13 protein-coding genes are annotated in these 13,831 nt (G+C 61.4%); 7 read left to right on the top strand and 6 right to left on the bottom strand.

Translation table 11 applies throughout. The features are described 5' to 3' along the window. Positions 1-26: 26 nt before the first annotated feature. The 7 genes from M1D44_RS13770 to M1D44_RS13740 all read left to right on the top strand — a co-directional run bounded on the left by M1D44_RS13770 (position 27) and on the right by M1D44_RS13740 (position 7,699). Positions 27-368 (top strand): hypothetical protein, encoded by a 342-nt coding sequence (locus M1D44_RS13770; protein WP_316683888.1) that lies wholly within the window; start codon positions 27-29, stop codon positions 366-368. A gap of 572 nt (positions 369-940) precedes the next feature. Next, complete coding sequence (locus M1D44_RS13765) at positions 941-3,484, top strand: filamentous hemagglutinin N-terminal domain-containing protein (RefSeq protein ID WP_316852843.1); 2,544 nt, start codon at positions 941-943, stop codon at positions 3,482-3,484. A gap of 10 nt (positions 3,485-3,494) precedes the next feature. Then, entirely contained in the window at positions 3,495-5,228 is a 1,734-nt protein-coding gene (locus M1D44_RS13760) for a ShlB/FhaC/HecB family hemolysin secretion/activation protein (RefSeq protein WP_316683885.1), read from the top strand. 38 nt (positions 5,229-5,266) lie between these two features. Beyond that, positions 5,267-5,998: a hypothetical protein gene (locus M1D44_RS13755; RefSeq protein WP_316852842.1), complete on the top strand. Its 732-nt coding sequence runs from the start codon at positions 5,267-5,269 to the stop codon at positions 5,996-5,998. A 63-nt stretch (positions 5,999-6,061) separates the two neighbouring features. After that, on the top strand, positions 6,062-6,892 hold the full coding sequence (locus tag M1D44_RS13750; protein ID WP_316683882.1) for a peptidylprolyl isomerase: 831 nt from the start codon (positions 6,062-6,064) through the stop codon (positions 6,890-6,892). 104 nt (positions 6,893-6,996) lie between these two features. Then, on the top strand, positions 6,997-7,368 hold the full coding sequence (locus tag M1D44_RS13745) for a hypothetical protein (RefSeq protein WP_316683880.1): 372 nt from the start codon (positions 6,997-6,999) through the stop codon (positions 7,366-7,368). A 199-nt stretch (positions 7,369-7,567) separates the two neighbouring features. Continuing rightward, complete coding sequence (locus M1D44_RS13740) at positions 7,568-7,699, top strand: hypothetical protein (RefSeq protein WP_268747344.1); 132 nt, start codon at positions 7,568-7,570, stop codon at positions 7,697-7,699. Between the two features lie 658 nt (positions 7,700-8,357). Here M1D44_RS13740 and M1D44_RS13735 read toward each other — a convergent pair. The 6 genes from M1D44_RS13735 to M1D44_RS13710 form a co-directional block, all read right to left on the bottom strand. Then, entirely contained in the window at positions 8,358-9,143 is a 786-nt protein-coding gene (locus M1D44_RS13735; RefSeq protein ID WP_024976919.1) for an SDR family NAD(P)-dependent oxidoreductase, read from the bottom strand. 162 nt (positions 9,144-9,305) lie between these two features. After that, positions 9,306-10,256 (bottom strand): NAD-dependent epimerase/dehydratase family protein, encoded by a 951-nt coding sequence (locus tag M1D44_RS13730; RefSeq protein WP_316852841.1) that lies wholly within the window; start codon positions 10,254-10,256, stop codon positions 9,306-9,308. After that, positions 10,253-11,260 carry a fumarylacetoacetate hydrolase family protein gene (locus M1D44_RS13725; protein WP_316852840.1) on the bottom strand — a complete coding sequence of 336 codons (1,008 nt, stop codon included), beginning with the start codon at positions 11,258-11,260 and terminating at the stop codon, positions 10,253-10,255. The genes M1D44_RS13730 and M1D44_RS13725 overlap by 4 nt, the downstream gene beginning before the upstream one ends. Further along, complete coding sequence (locus tag M1D44_RS13720; RefSeq protein WP_024976916.1) at positions 11,257-11,853, bottom strand: cupin domain-containing protein; 597 nt, start codon at positions 11,851-11,853, stop codon at positions 11,257-11,259. The genes M1D44_RS13725 and M1D44_RS13720 overlap by 4 nt, the downstream gene beginning before the upstream one ends. Next, positions 11,850-12,659, bottom strand: a complete 810-nt coding sequence (locus M1D44_RS13715) for a cyclase family protein (RefSeq protein ID WP_316683871.1) — start codon at positions 12,657-12,659, stop codon at positions 11,850-11,852. Before M1D44_RS13715 ends, M1D44_RS13720 begins: the two co-directional genes overlap by 4 nt. Further along, a complete protein-coding gene (locus tag M1D44_RS13710) occupies positions 12,656-13,828 on the bottom strand; it encodes an MFS transporter (protein ID WP_316852839.1) in 1,173 nt (390 codons plus the stop codon). Before M1D44_RS13710 ends, M1D44_RS13715 begins: the two co-directional genes overlap by 4 nt. Positions 13,829-13,831: the final 3 nt, after the last annotated feature.

The following is a 13,831-nucleotide window of genomic DNA, read 5'->3' as shown; positions in this document are numbered from 1 at the left end:
TCGTGTTGTTAGCGTGCCAGTTCGCCATGAACGCTGCTCCAGTCAACAATGCAGTTGTGACGCGGGCATTGTCGGCGCTGGAGCACGATCAGCGCTTTACCGGTGAACAGATTGCGGAATTGAATCGCCTGCTGCAGGAGCTTGATGAGAGATATTTTGATCTACAGGATCAAGCCGACGATGATGCGGAAAAGCAAATTGAGGCGCTTCATTGTTTTGGGCAGGCGCGGGCGGTGTCGGCTTTGCTTTTCAGTCAAGACCCGGACCCTGTGGTGGCCTCGATGGAGGCGGTGTATGAGGCGTCCACCACAACAGATAATTCAGTGGACCTGTTTGACGCAGCCATTCAGCAGTTGTCCGGCCAGTAGCTCAAATAGTGTGCGCATTTTTCGCTATCTAGGTTTGCATCGCAGTCGGGAGCGCCTTGAGCTTACGCCGAAGCGGTGAGGCCTTGCCCGGCCCCCTTCCAGCTCATCATGGCTTGGCGAACGGGTGAACCGACGTCGAGCGAGTTTAAAAACCCTATTTGCGCCGATGCCAACTTCAACTGTTTTCGTTCACCCAACAAAGCGGGAGCGCAAAGTGAAGGCAGGCTTCTATTGGGCTGCGTTGTTGTTTGGAACCGCTTGGGCGTACTCGGAGGGGTTGATTGCGCATGGCGGCCGACTGGTTGCCACAGACGCGATGGCTGCCCTGATCGCTCTCTATGGAGACCAAACCGGTCACCCATTGGCGATTGCCGGTGCTTTGCTGCTGTTCATCGCCAAAAACTTCTACTGCGCAATCCGTGGGAGCCATTGGGTGCGGAGATCGTTACTTCAGCAAGGCTACAGGGCACTCATACAGCGATCCGGTAGCCAAGTCAGCGTCGTGTGACGCGCGATGTAGAGGCCAAGTGCCACCACATCAACAAAAAGAGCAGTTTCAGGGGGAAGTTTCCGTGCAGTCACAACACCGTCCAGCCACGCTGGCCGCGCTCATTGGCCTATGCGCCGTTTTCGTGCCACCGGTCGCCGTGGCGGCCGGCGTCGTTACCGATGGCGGCACAGCCACGTCGGTAAGCACCGGCACCAACGGTCGCCAAACCGTCAACATCGCCCCCAGCGTTGGCGGTGTCTCACACAACACCTACACGTCGTTCAACGTGGGCACGGCAGGCGCCGACCTGAACAACACCACGGTCGCCGCCCGCACCATCGTCAACCAAGTCACGAGCACTAACCCATCACTCATCCAGGGCAATATCGCCGTGCTAGGCCCGCGCGCTAACGTGATCATTGCCAACCCGAACGGCATCACGGTAGACGGCGGCTCGTTCACCAACACCGGCAACGTTGCGCTCACGACGGGCCAGGTGTCCTTCAACGACTTCACCAACGGCACCGGCCAGTTGCAACGCAACGTGGTGCTCAACACCAGCTCGGGCGCGATCAACATCGGCCCGGGTGGTCTCGCTGGAGCGATGCTCAACCTTGAACTGATCGCCAAACAGGTGCGCGTGGCTGGTGCCGTGCAGAACAGTTTCACCAACCCCAATAGCAAGGTCCGTATCGTCGCCGGGGATAGCCGGGCAGAAGTCGACACCAGCGTCTCGCCCACCGACAACCTGGACCCCTGGGTCAGCTACAGCAGCACGGGCAGCGGTACGCCGCTGGGCTACGCCATCGATATTGCGTCGGGCGGATCGCTGACCGGTGGCCGCATCGAACTGATCGCCACCGACCAAGGCGCTGGTGTGCGCCACGCTGGAGCCGCCTTCGCCACAGCAGGGGATTTCGTGGTCAGCGGCTCCGGGGATCTGCAACTCGCCAGCGGCACAGTGCAGGCGGCCAACGACGTGCTGATTGGCTTCGCCGGTCTGACGGGCAACGGCGCCCTGACCGCCGCCCGCAACCTTCAGATCGCTTCCAATAAGGTGCACCTTGACAGCAGCACCCTGTCGGCGGGCACGGCCGTCCAGGCTGGCAGTATCGTCATCGGCAGCACAGGCCAAGTTCACACCGAGCCCGTCACCATCGACCACAGCACGCTGAGCGCAACCGGTGGCGTTGGTCTGTTCGATGCAGGTGCCGGCGTCTCGATGACGGCGACCCAGTTGAACGCCACGCAGAACGTGATCGCGCAGGTCATTTCCCTGACGCTAGGTTCCGATGCGTCTGGCACGAGCCAGTGGACTTCGCAACAGGGCACGTTAGCGATCACCGCGCCCGGCGCAGTGCAGCTCACCGGCAGCAAGATCGATGGCGTGGGTGGCACATCCGTTCAGGCGGGTTCAATCGCACTGATGTCCGGAAACGGCAACGCGAGCACCGCGCAGTCCTCGGGAGGCGACGTTACGCTCAACGCCACGGCTGGCTACAGCCAGACCGATTCCAGCGTCATCGCCGCAGGCAACGCCACGATTCACGGCAGCAGCGTCGCCATCGCGTCGTCTGCGTTGCCGGCCGCCGTCGCGGCCACGGCTGGCGGCGTACTGATCCAGAGTGATACCGATCTGACGAACACGGCGGGCCTGATCCAGGGCCAGACGCGCAATACCGGTGCAGCAGCCTCCGAGGGTGCCGTCACGCTGCTCGCCGGCGGCACGATTCGCAACGATGCGTCGGCAGGTACGCAGGGCATCCTCTTCGGCAAGAACGACGACGTGGTGCTGCGCGCCGGTGGCGACATCGTCAACCACCAGAGCCGAATTTTGTCGAACGCCAAGCTGACTCTGGCTGCCCAGGGCGATGTGCAGAATCTGCTCGACAAGACCATTGGCGCGAACAGCGAACAGCCGGCGACCTGGACCAGCAGCGGCACCCGCTGGCTCTTCTTGCGCAACCACAGCACGGGCTTTGACGTGGACTACGGCAGCATCCCGGCAGTCGGGCAGGTTCCGTACCTCGTCTCGCAAACCGGTACTACGATCACCGGGCGCAACGTCAGCAACATTGGCGGGCAGATGCTGGCCAACGGCAGCGCCGACATCAGCATCACGGCCGCGAACGTCTTCCATAACGAAGCGCTGGCCAGCGGCTCAGCGCACTTCAGCCGCAGCTGCATGATCTTCTGCCGCAGCAGCGCATCGAGCACCATTGCGACCACGGGCGGCGCGATCTCCGCTGGCGGAAATCTGACGATCCATGCGGGAACGCTCGCCGAGAACATCGGCGGCCAGGTGCTTTCGGTTGGTGACATGACGGTCACGGCGCCCAAGGTGCGCGCAGTCGGCATCACAGGCTACACCGCACTCGCCCGTGACCGCGGCTTCAAGGCGTTCTTTGGCGACAACTGGGCGCGCCTGTACGCCGCCGATGTGGGCGGCAACTGGCTGACCATTGGCGGGGCGTTGACGATCAACGGCCAAGGTCAGATCGAAGGTGGCACCTTTGACGGGCAGACCGTCACGGCCAGCAACGGCATCGTGACGCTGCGCGCCAGGTCGCGTCAGCCGGTGGCCATTGATTCGCACGTGGGCTTGACCTCGTGGCTGTGGCAGTGAGGCGATGCACATGTTGCTGAAATTCACGCCGCTGGCCCTGGCAGCACTGCTGCTTGCAACGACCACCCACGCCCAGACCCCGCCGCTCGAAGACCCGGCCCAGCGTGCCTTGCGTGAACGCCAGGAGGCCGAGCGCCGCCGCGAGGCCAACCAACCTCCGCCGCAAATTCAGGTGCCGCAGGCTGTGCCGGACGCCGCGAACGTCGAATCCGTGGCTGAGCCCGGCACCACCTTTGCCATTCACCGGATCCAATTGAGCGGCAATACGGTGCTGGACGACGCCACGGTGGCGGGCATCACACGGCCGTTTGTCGATCGCGATCTGGGCACCAACCGCATCAACCTGCTGCTTCGCAGGCTCACCGAAGCGTTCGTGCAACGCGGCTTCGTCACCACGCGCGCCTACTTGCCGCCGCAGAACCTCAAAGAGGGCGTTCTGACCATCGCCGTCGTGCCGGGCAAGGTGGAGAGCCTGCAGATCAACGGGAAGACGGTCCGGACCTCCGTGCCGAACCAGCCGACCGCCAGCGGTACGCAGAACGGTGGCTGGCTGACCGACGCCGGTACCGCCTGGTCCATGCCCACCGTGGGTGAGACGCTAAAGCTGACTGACCTGGAGCAGGGCGTCGACCAGATCAACCGCCTGCGCCGCAACCAGGCCGAGGTGCAGATCCTGCCCGGCCAGAGCCCTGGCGCCTCGGTCATTGCGCTGACCAACCAGCCGGGCGACCGCTTCCGTTTCAACGTGGGAACGGACAACTACGGCAGCCGTGCCACCGGCACCACGCGTTTGCGTGCCGGCATCGATGCAGACAATGCGCTCGGCTTCCAGGAGGCGCTGTCGCTGTCCTACATCGGCACGACCGACACCAATGCCGCCATTGCCTCGGCGGCGGTGCCGTTCGGCTACAACACCTTCAGCTATACCGGCTCGTTCTCGGAGTACAACAACCTCATCGGCGATACGGCGCTCGTCTACGGCCGCACCTTTGCGCACACCTTTGGTTGGAACCGCGTAATCGAGCGCGACCAAGCCGGGCGCACCGCGTTCGACGTTACGCTCACGCACCGGCGCACTGAGCGCGAGGTCAACAATCTGCTGCTCGATCCGCAGTTTCTGACGGTGGTGCGGGTCGCCATCAACGGGCTGCGCAAGTTCGCCGTGAACAACCAAGGCGGCTATGCCACCTGGGAAGTCGGTGTCACGCGCGGCATGCGCACGCTCAGCGCTAGCCAGGATGCCCCAGATATCAGACGTGACGAAGCGCACGGCCAGTTCTGGAAGCTCGATGGCAACGCAAGTACCCAGTTGCCCCTTCCGAGCCTTGGCAAGGCTGCGTTGGCGTACCGCGGCCAGGTGTCTGCGCAGTGGTCGAATGTGGCGCTGTTCGGTTCGGAACAGATCTTTGCGGGTGGCATGAGCTCGGTTCGGGGCTTCCGCGAGGGCCTCATCAGCGGAGACCGGGGACTGACCTTGCGCAACGAAGCCGTGTGGGCGAATGCGCCTTCGGCTGGGGGCGTGCGGATCGAGCCCTACGTCTTCCTGGATGGCGGCCAGACGCAGTTGGTGGCCACGCAGCACTGGCAGTACCTGGCGGGTACCGGTGTAGGGGTGCGGCTATCGGCGGCTTATGGCAAGAATGTGCTGACCAGTGAGTTGCTGCTTGGCCGTGCGCTGGTGCAGCCGGCCGAGCTCGGCGCCAAGCCGACGGTCCTGTTGGCGACCTTGAACTGGACTTATTGAGCAACGGGTACGCCAATCCGACACCTAGGATCATGAACATGAAGATTCCCAAAGGCGCAATGATCAAGGCTGCATACCGTTCAGCCTTTCAAATTCCATTGCGTCACCCTTTGCTTACGGTGCTCACCACCGTTGGTCTTCTGATGCTGACCGTAGCGGGTACCAACGGGGAGTTCCGACCCTGGTTTTTCATGACGCTGCTCATGATGGCGCAGACACTAGTAACGGTGCCGCTGCAAGTGGCCGGATATCGACTCGTCCTGCGCCGAGAGACGAATAACCAAGCGTGGTCGCTTCAGACGGTCGCCTTCTGTCTTCTTGCGGTGTTGTCGGGCGCAGGGTTCATGTTGATCGCCAAGCTGCGATTGATGTTGGGCTTGATCGGTGCGGTTGGTCAGTTTGGGCTCTATTACCTGTACTACCGCCTCATTCTGGCTTTGCCCGCTTTGGCGACGGATGCTGGACGTTCCCCTCTACGCCTTTCGTGGAATGCGACGGCTGGGCGCGTCTGGTCGATCTTTGTCGTCATGACCGCTGGCACGGCACCCATCATTGTGGCGTCCGTGCTGATGCTGACAACGGGACAGGTCTCTATGGTTGGCGTTTCTCAGACGCCGATTGGATCGGTGTTACAGGCGGCGATCGCAGTGATCTCAACGTTCCTGGTCGTGGGGACCATTTCGGCGATCTATCAGAACTTGCTGGGCGGGTTGGATTTCCCTAGTGGACCTGATGAGGTAGCACCGAGCGACGCTGTCCCACTTGGCTAAATGGCACGCGCCGCTATTGTCGACGCCGACTTTGCACTGAACTTATTGACAAGGATTTCTGACATGAACACAACGATCCACCGCTTCGCCATAACTGCATTGGCCGCAGCATCGATTTCATCCGCATGGGCTGACGCCCTGCCGGCGGGTGCTGTGGCCGTCGTCAACGGCACGCAGATCACGCAAGCCCAGTTGGACCGAGCGATTGCACAGACCGGCGTGGCCGCGAATCCGAACGTCGTACAAGCGCTCAAGCAGCAGCTGATCGCGCGTGAACTGTTCCGCCAGCAGGCTGCCAAGAATGCCGCCTACGAAAAGCTGCCGGCGGTGAAACAAGCCGTACAGGAGGCGCATGACGCGGCCATCACTCAGGCTTGGCTGAAAGACAACATCAAGCCCGCGCCGGTGACGGATGCGCAAGTCAAAGCGCGCTATGACGCGATCGTCTCCAGCCTGGGCGACAAAGAATACAAGCCACGTGTGATCCAGGTGGGCGACGATGTCACCGCCGCGCAGGTCATCGCGCAACTGAAGCAGAGCGGCGATTTCGCCAAGTTGGCACAGCAGTACAGCACGGCGCCGAACAAGACACGTGGCGGCGAGATGGATTGGGTGAGCTTCAAGGTGCCGGCCGAAGAGGGCAAGACGCAGAACTTGCCGCTGGCACTTGCGCGCGAGATTTCCGCATTGCAACTGGGTGCGACCAGCGCTGCCCCAGTCGAAGTGGGTAACCAGCGCTACATCGTGAAGCTCGATGCGATGCGGCCGACGCAAGTGCCTGCATATGACGCCGTAAAGCCGGCCATTAAGCAGGCGTTGGAGACGGCGGAACTCGAACGCGCCACGGTACAGGTAGTCGGAAACTTGCTGAAGACTGCCAAGGTCGTTCAGTGAGGCCCGTCAACTGCAAATCTCGGTGACGCGGTCCGGTAGCCGGTCATGGATGGCAACCGGCCGGCATTAACGGTCAGCACAACCTTCACGCACAAGGAGCGCGCGTGCAACAAGTTTTGAGTAAAACCTTTGGTGGGCTCTCCCGCCCGTATTACTTCCGACATTTTGTATTCGGCCTGATCTTTCCCGTCTTCATCTTCTGGATGTTGTCGCACGCGAAGCCATCGTCCGGGCAGCACGCGTTCCCCTTCACGCTCGTGATTATCGCGATCCTCAATACCGTTCTCTATCCCTACGCACGGTTCGTCTACGAGGGCGTGATTGGCTTCTTGATGGGCTCGAACGTGTTGTTCGTCAATGCCTTCATCGCCCTGTGGTGGAAGTTGGTCACGATGGCACTTTGCTGGAGTCTGGCGATCTTCATCGCCCCGATCGGCCTCGGCTACCTGTACTTCCATCACAGCAGGGCACGATAGCCCGTTGGCTACTGAAGGAATCGCTTTGGGACAGAAAGCAATGCCTCCCATGATTTGGCACGGCGGTGACTGGTTCCAGTCGACACCGCCGGTCGCGAGACCATCGCAGCAGGGAGCGGCTCCGGCACCTGATCGGGCTGCGAGACGTGAGCTTTGGGCGGCCCGCGCCTAGCAGCGCAGCGCAGAGCTGACGAGCAGCATGAACCTGCATGAGCGTATGCCGTTGCTTGCGCGGCTTGTTGGCCTCGGTCTTGATCCACGCGGAGAGCTTGGCGGCGTGGCCTTCTTATATCAAAGTGATTTAAGTACTCTGCATGCGAATCAAAAATGATTCGATAGATAGGCTGTTCGTGGCGAAAGCAAATTGGGTGGACGGACGATCCCAGAGGAGGTGGTCATATTGCAAGAGGAGTTCCATGGCCGTCGCTGGCAACGAGTTCTGGTGTGCAGTGATCCCGTGCTAGCGCAAATAGGTGACAAACTGATCCAGCTTCGTCACACGTGCAAGCTTGCTGCCTCACTGAAAGATGCCTTTCTTTTCGAAAGTTTGACATCGTTGCAAATGGTCGTGAGGCATGGGGGCTGAGCCCAGCGCGGTTGCAGAGGCTAGCCGGGCTCCGAAGCCTTAACGGGCGTGGATGTATGCGGTAGTTTTGTACCTAGGAGATGCGCTACCGTTCAACAAACACAAGATGTGTGGCGAGGAAATGAAAGCGTTTCAATCTCGCTGAAATAGTTTGGTTTCTGGGGGGTAAGCCCCTCCAGAAACCTCTGTACTGCAAGGCTTTAAACACCACTTAATGTTTGCGGGCGCGCCAGCTTCGCGCAGTGCTTTTCACCCCCGCTTAGCACCCTGGTTTTTCCTCCGCTCGCGAGCATGTTATGTGGCACGTGCGCTCCCTTCAGTAGTGGAGCGATACATCTCGCGTTTCGTGATGTGTACGCCAGAATGACCTCAACGAGCGCCGGCTACGAATCATCGACGTGTGTCAACTTCCATCGCTAATAGTCGTCCCTCCGTCCACGACGATGTTTTGACCCGTCATAAAACCACCCGCTGGGCTAGCAAGCATGACGGCCACACCTGCGATTTCGTGCGGTTCTCCCACGCGCCGCAACGGGGTCAATGACAGTCGCCGGCTCATGAAGGTGCTGTCGGCAATCAATTCCGCAGCAAACGGCGTGCGGATGAGGCCTGGCGAGATGGCATTCACTCGCACGCCGTGTGGGCCCCACTCAACTGCCAGGTTACGCGCCAGCTGCGCGAGGCCAGCCTTGGAAATTCCATAGAGGCCTATCCTTCGATTGCCGCGGAGTCCTGCGATGCTCGACATCAAGATCACGCTTCCAGAGCCGCGCTGTGCCATGTCCGGAATGACAAGCGAGGTCAACCGAGCGGCGCTATGGAGATTCACTTCCATTACCCGCAGCCAAGTGTCGTCTGTAACGTTACTGAATGGGCCTGCCGGCCCCTGGATTCCAGCGTTGCAGACGAGCGTATCGATGCGGCCATGGCGCTGCAGAACCTCACCAACCAATTGCTCAACCTGGCGCTGGTCGGATACATCGCAAGCAATACCGAACGCATTCAGGCCGCTCTGACACAGGCGAGTCGCCGTCTCAGAACAGGCTGCCTCATCCAGGCCTGAAACAATAACGGTGGCGCCCTGAGTAGCGAGTGCCGTCGCGGTGGCGAAGCCCAGACCGCTCGTGGCGCCTGTAATCAGTGCCACGTGGCCGGAAAGATCAAACAGACTGCGCGCTTCGGTTTTCATACATCATGTGTCAAGTAGGTCGAGCGCTCACGTGTGCCCCTTTCATAGCGAGTCTCGTCAACGATCTGGAACGCTTCTGACCCGCATGGATGATGCGTCGATGCTCAGCGTTCTATTAAAAATATGTCGCCGAAGGCAGCCATGTGGGCTGGCTGAACCGTTTCAGCCCTCCATCAGCGCCCGTTCGATCAACGCCTCGACAGTGCCGTCGTGTTGAAAGCCAGCCGCGACAGCGCGACGATCGATCAGCGGTGGCTGGCGGCCAAACAATCGCTCGATCCCATCCTCGGGGGCATAGCTGATTTGCATCGGGCCGAACCTATGCGCCAGCGCGTCGACTAGCGCACCAACCTCCAATCGCAGCACGGGGGGCGTCCAGACGCGCTCCGCGTGTAGACCGTCCGAAGACAACCGCGCAGCATGTACCAAGTTGTCGACGCAGCAGACACGCGACATCCACCATGCTGTTGCCGATGGCGAGACAGGACATACATAGGGTTGCCCGTGTTGAGCGGCGCGAAAGATCGCACTCATGAAGGCGGAACCATGTCCTAGGGACAATCCGGGCCGCGCCACGATGCCCGGGAAGCGTAACGAGCGGCCATCGACTGAGCCGCGACGCGTCCAATCGGCCAACAATTGCTCGCCAACCAACTTGTGCACGCCGTAACTGATGGTGGGGTGTACCGCCGAATGCTCGTCCATATGCGACGGCAGAGGGACTCCATAAACCGCGACACTGCTGGCAAAGACGACTCGCGGCACGGTCCCATGAACGTTCGGCTGTTTCGCGAGGCATTCGAACAACGCCAGGGTGCCATGCAAATTAATACGGTCGCCCAGATCCCGATTGGCTTCGGCCTGTGCGCCCGGCACACTCGCCAAGTGAAAGACGAGATCCACGGGCTTTGACAGCACAGCATCAAGTGTGTGCGGCGCGCCAAAGTCTCCGTTGATGACAGTAACGCGCGCATCTGCGGGGATGGCGTCGATATGCTGGTCCACAAGCATTAACTCTGTGACGTCGCCTGTGGTAGCGACCCCAGCGCGCAATAACCGGCGAACCAACGCTGATCCTACGAAACCATTGGCACCCGTCACCAAGGCTCTCATCGTTGCTCCTCTTTTGCACTAGCTGCACCCGCTTGAACAACACGCTGCTCAATGATGCCGAACGGCATCTCACCTTCTGCGTCGCGCGCCATCATCCTGACCCGATCGCCGAAGCGCATGAAGCCAGTCTTGGCTTCGCCTTCATCGATGATCTCGATCACACGCCGCTCTGCAATACATGCCGATCCAGCTGTGCGGCTCACATTCGATACCGTGCCGGAGCCGATGATGGTTCCAGCGGACAGTTGGCGTGTACGCGCGGCATGTGCAATGAGGTCGCCAAAGCTGAAATTCATTTCGCTGCCACATGGATGACCAAACCAGTGACCATTCCACTCGATATGCAGACGCAGTTGCACGCGGCCTTCGCGCCAATTTCCGCCCAACTCGTCGGGCGTGATGGCGACCGGCGCAAAGCTGGTCGACGGTTTGGCCTGTAGAAACCCAAAGCCGGTCTTCATCTCGCGTGGCCCAAATGCGCGCAGGCTCCAATCGTTGATCTGCACGAGCAGGCGGATGTGCTCCAAGGCCTGCGTGGCAGAGACGCCCATCGGTACGCGACCGACAACCACACCAAACTCGCCTTCGAAATCGATACCGTCGGCCTCACTGGGCAACGGCACATCCTGCGTCGGGCTGAGAAAGTCGTCGCTCGCACCCTGGTACATCACGGGGATGGTGGCGAAATCTGGAATCGGCGGCGTATTGAATGCGCGCTCCATCAGTCGACCGTGGTTGAGAAACGCCGATCCATCGCACCATTGCGGACTACGCGGCAGCGGTGCCAGACACGCAGCAGCATCGAATGCACGCGCATCGGCAATACGCCCCGCATTGAGATCGTCGTAGCGCGCCTGCAGCTTGGGGGCGACATCCTCCCAACGCTCCAGTGCATCGATCAACGTGGCGGCAATTGGGGCGGCATCGATAGCGCGCTGAAGATCGCGCGACACCAACACAAGGCGACCATCAGTTCCGCCGCCGGGCAATGTGGCGAACTTCATCGCGCCTCCGGTTGCGTCCGGGCCTGCAATGCCTCGGCGATGGCCGGGTCGTACACGCCGTCGATCAGCACGAAGAGCATCCTGCACGGCCGGCTGGAGCGGTTGGCCCAGGCGTGATTGGTGCCACGTTGAATGACCACGCTTCCCGGCGCAAGCGCCACCTCGGAATCATCGAGTACTAGCGTCATCTCGCCATCGATCACCACGCCGTAGTCGATCGATTCCGTGCGATGCATCAGCGGATGCGGCGAATCGGCGCGCACGGTAGATGCATGTGCATCGCCCACCTGGGTGAACGCTTCCTGCATCCGGGTCGCGCCACGCGCCAGGAACTCCGAGGTATCGGGCGGAATATCGACAAATCGAAAGCGCGTGCCTTGCTTTGGCGGCGGCAACATCAGCGCGCCCACGGTGGGATCCGCACCGTTGTCGATCGGCACCGGGTTGCCCGACGTGCTCCACACTTCGTGGAACACCGTGCCGGGAATGGCAGCAATTTCCACCACGGTCGGCAATGGCCCTTGCGAGACGATCACCGCGCGCCCGTCGGCGTCGTGGCCCGTCACGATACGTTGAATTGTTGGAAAGCTCATGCAATGTCCTGTTCAGCGTTGAAGATGGCGACCGCGCGCGTCCACCCCGCGGATGCCCCGCGAATCTTGTGCGGAAAGCAACTGATGACAAATCCATGCGGAGGCAGGGCCTCGAGGTTGTGCAGCTTCTCCAGGTGGCAGTAGCCAATGTCGCGACCGGCCTTGTGCCCTTCCCAGATCAGTGAGGTATCGCCCGTCTCGGCGATCTTCTTGGCGGTGTAGGAGAACGGTGCATCCCAGCTCCACGCATCGGTTCCGGTCAGGCGCACGCCGCGTTCGAGCAGGTACATCGTCGCCTCGTAGCCCATGCCGCAGCCTGCGTTGACGTAGTCGTTGTGCCCATAGCGCGCGCCCGCCCGCGTGTTGACCACGACGATGTCGAGCGGCTGCAGCGAGTGGCCGATGCGTGCAAGCTCTGCCTCCACATCGGCGGCTGTCACCACGTAGCCGTCGGGAAAGTGCCGGAAGTCGAGTTTCACGCCGGGCTGGAAGCACCATTCCAGCGGAACTTCGTCGATGGTGATCGACGGTTTGGCCTCGCCAAGGGTGGCGTCCATGGTCGAATGGAAGTGCCAGGGCGCATCGAGATGCGTGCCGCTGTGCGTGGTGAGCGTGACCCACTCGGCCGCAGCGGCTTCGCCATCGGGGTAGTCCTCGGGCTTCGTGCCGGGCAGCATGGCCATGAACTCGGGCAAGGTATCGGCATGCTTCTGGTAGGTGATCTTCGGTGCCAGCGGCGGCGGGTCGGAGAGCACGTCGTTCTCCAGATAGATGGACAGATCGACAAAGCGTCGAGTTGGCTTCATGCGGAGGCTCCTGCTGGCACAGCGCGGCGTTCAAGACGTGAGAAACACAGCATGGCGGCAATGGCCATCAAGACAGCAGCGATGCCAAGGCTGCCGTAGCCAAGAAACTTGACCAGCGTGCCGCCAAGGATCGGCCCGACGGCGGCGCCAGTCATCAGCATGGCGGGCGTGGCGGCAACGGCGCGTCCGGTGACGTCCAACCGGGCCAGCACACCAAACGCGAAGGTGTGCGTGAAGATCATGACGGCAACGAACACCGCGCCAGCCGCCGCATACGGGGCCAGCGTGGAACTCTGCGTAATGACGAGCGCAAGTGTTGCCTGCGCGAGCGGCCCACCCAGCACAACCCGCCGGGCCGGCACATGCAACTCCAGGAACCCCGCCAGTGGCGCTGGCAGCAGGTTCACCAACCCCGTTGCGATCAATACGGAGGTGACGGCGGCCAGGCCGAAACCTCGATCCACGCCAATGCGTTCGACAAAACTGAACACCATGGCCTGAGTCACTGCCATGCAGGCCACGCCCAGCATGCCGCTCCATACGGTTGGCGAAAAGCTTGGTTCGGCTGTGGACATCTCAAGGTGCGGCGCCTTAAGGGCCGGAAACGCCATCGCGCACACCGCGGCCGCAACCGCCATCACACCCGCGAAGACGCGGAACAGGATCGGTCCACCGTGCAACGCTACCAAGCCCGGTGTCACACCCAGAAAAGCGATGGCAAAGCAGCCCAGCGCCAAGCCCGCCGCAGCAAACAACCGATGCGGATTGCGACTGCGCCCGATCGTGCCGTGCGTAAAGCTCAGGCTGCATCCCACGGCGAAACCCGCAACCGCATGCAAACCCGCCATGGCCGCATAACTGTCGCCCACGGCGGCCATGCTGAGAAACGCCAGCATGGCCACCCCAAAGCCGGCGGATACGGAAGCGCGGGCTGGCAGACGATTCAGGCGCGGCGCGAAGACGACGCTGCTTGCCACGGCCGCCGCCAAAAACAACGTTACCAAGCCACCCGCCTCTTGCGGGTCGAGGTGATAGCTTCCGATCAGGGTGCCAACCCATACCGGCAAGGCGACCATGTCGACCATGCCGGCGCAATGTGCAGCCAGTAGCGCGAACGTGCCCCGGCCGCCCAATCGCGCTGCGCCGCTGGTCTCAAGATTTGATTCCATGGT

It is taken from the genome of Ralstonia sp. SA306 (genome assembly GCF_054792405.1).
The sequence above is the reverse complement of the archived record's forward strand: the minus strand, read 5'-3'. Positions and strand labels throughout refer to the sequence as shown.

What these genes read in the sequence shown, in the direction of transcription:
- M1D44_RS13770 (WP_316683888.1), top strand. Translation starts at nt 27, where the DNA reads ATGAACGCTGCTCCAGTCAACAATGCAGTTGTGACGCGGGCATTGTCG.
- M1D44_RS13760 (WP_316683885.1), top strand. Translation starts at nt 3,495, where the DNA reads ATGTTGCTGAAATTCACGCCGCTGGCCCTGGCAGCACTGCTGCTTGCA.
- M1D44_RS13755 (WP_316852842.1), top strand. Translation starts at nt 5,267, where the DNA reads ATGAAGATTCCCAAAGGCGCAATGATCAAGGCTGCATACCGTTCAGCC.
- M1D44_RS13750 (WP_316683882.1), top strand. Translation starts at nt 6,062, where the DNA reads ATGAACACAACGATCCACCGCTTCGCCATAACTGCATTGGCCGCAGCA.
- M1D44_RS13740 (WP_268747344.1), top strand. Translation starts at nt 7,568, where the DNA reads ATGAACCTGCATGAGCGTATGCCGTTGCTTGCGCGGCTTGTTGGCCTC.
- M1D44_RS13735 (WP_024976919.1), bottom strand. Translation starts at nt 9,143, where the DNA reads ATGAAAACCGAAGCGCGCAGTCTGTTTGATCTTTCCGGCCACGTGGCA.
- M1D44_RS13730 (WP_316852841.1), bottom strand. Translation starts at nt 10,256, where the DNA reads ATGAGAGCCTTGGTGACGGGTGCCAATGGTTTCGTAGGATCAGCGTTG.
- M1D44_RS13725 (WP_316852840.1), bottom strand. Translation starts at nt 11,260, where the DNA reads ATGAAGTTCGCCACATTGCCCGGCGGCGGAACTGATGGTCGCCTTGTG.
- M1D44_RS13720 (WP_024976916.1), bottom strand. Translation starts at nt 11,853, where the DNA reads ATGAGCTTTCCAACAATTCAACGTATCGTGACGGGCCACGACGCCGAC.
- M1D44_RS13715 (WP_316683871.1), bottom strand. Translation starts at nt 12,659, where the DNA reads ATGAAGCCAACTCGACGCTTTGTCGATCTGTCCATCTATCTGGAGAAC.
- M1D44_RS13710 (WP_316852839.1), bottom strand. Translation starts at nt 13,828, where the DNA reads ATGGAATCAAATCTTGAGACCAGCGGCGCAGCGCGATTGGGCGGCCGG.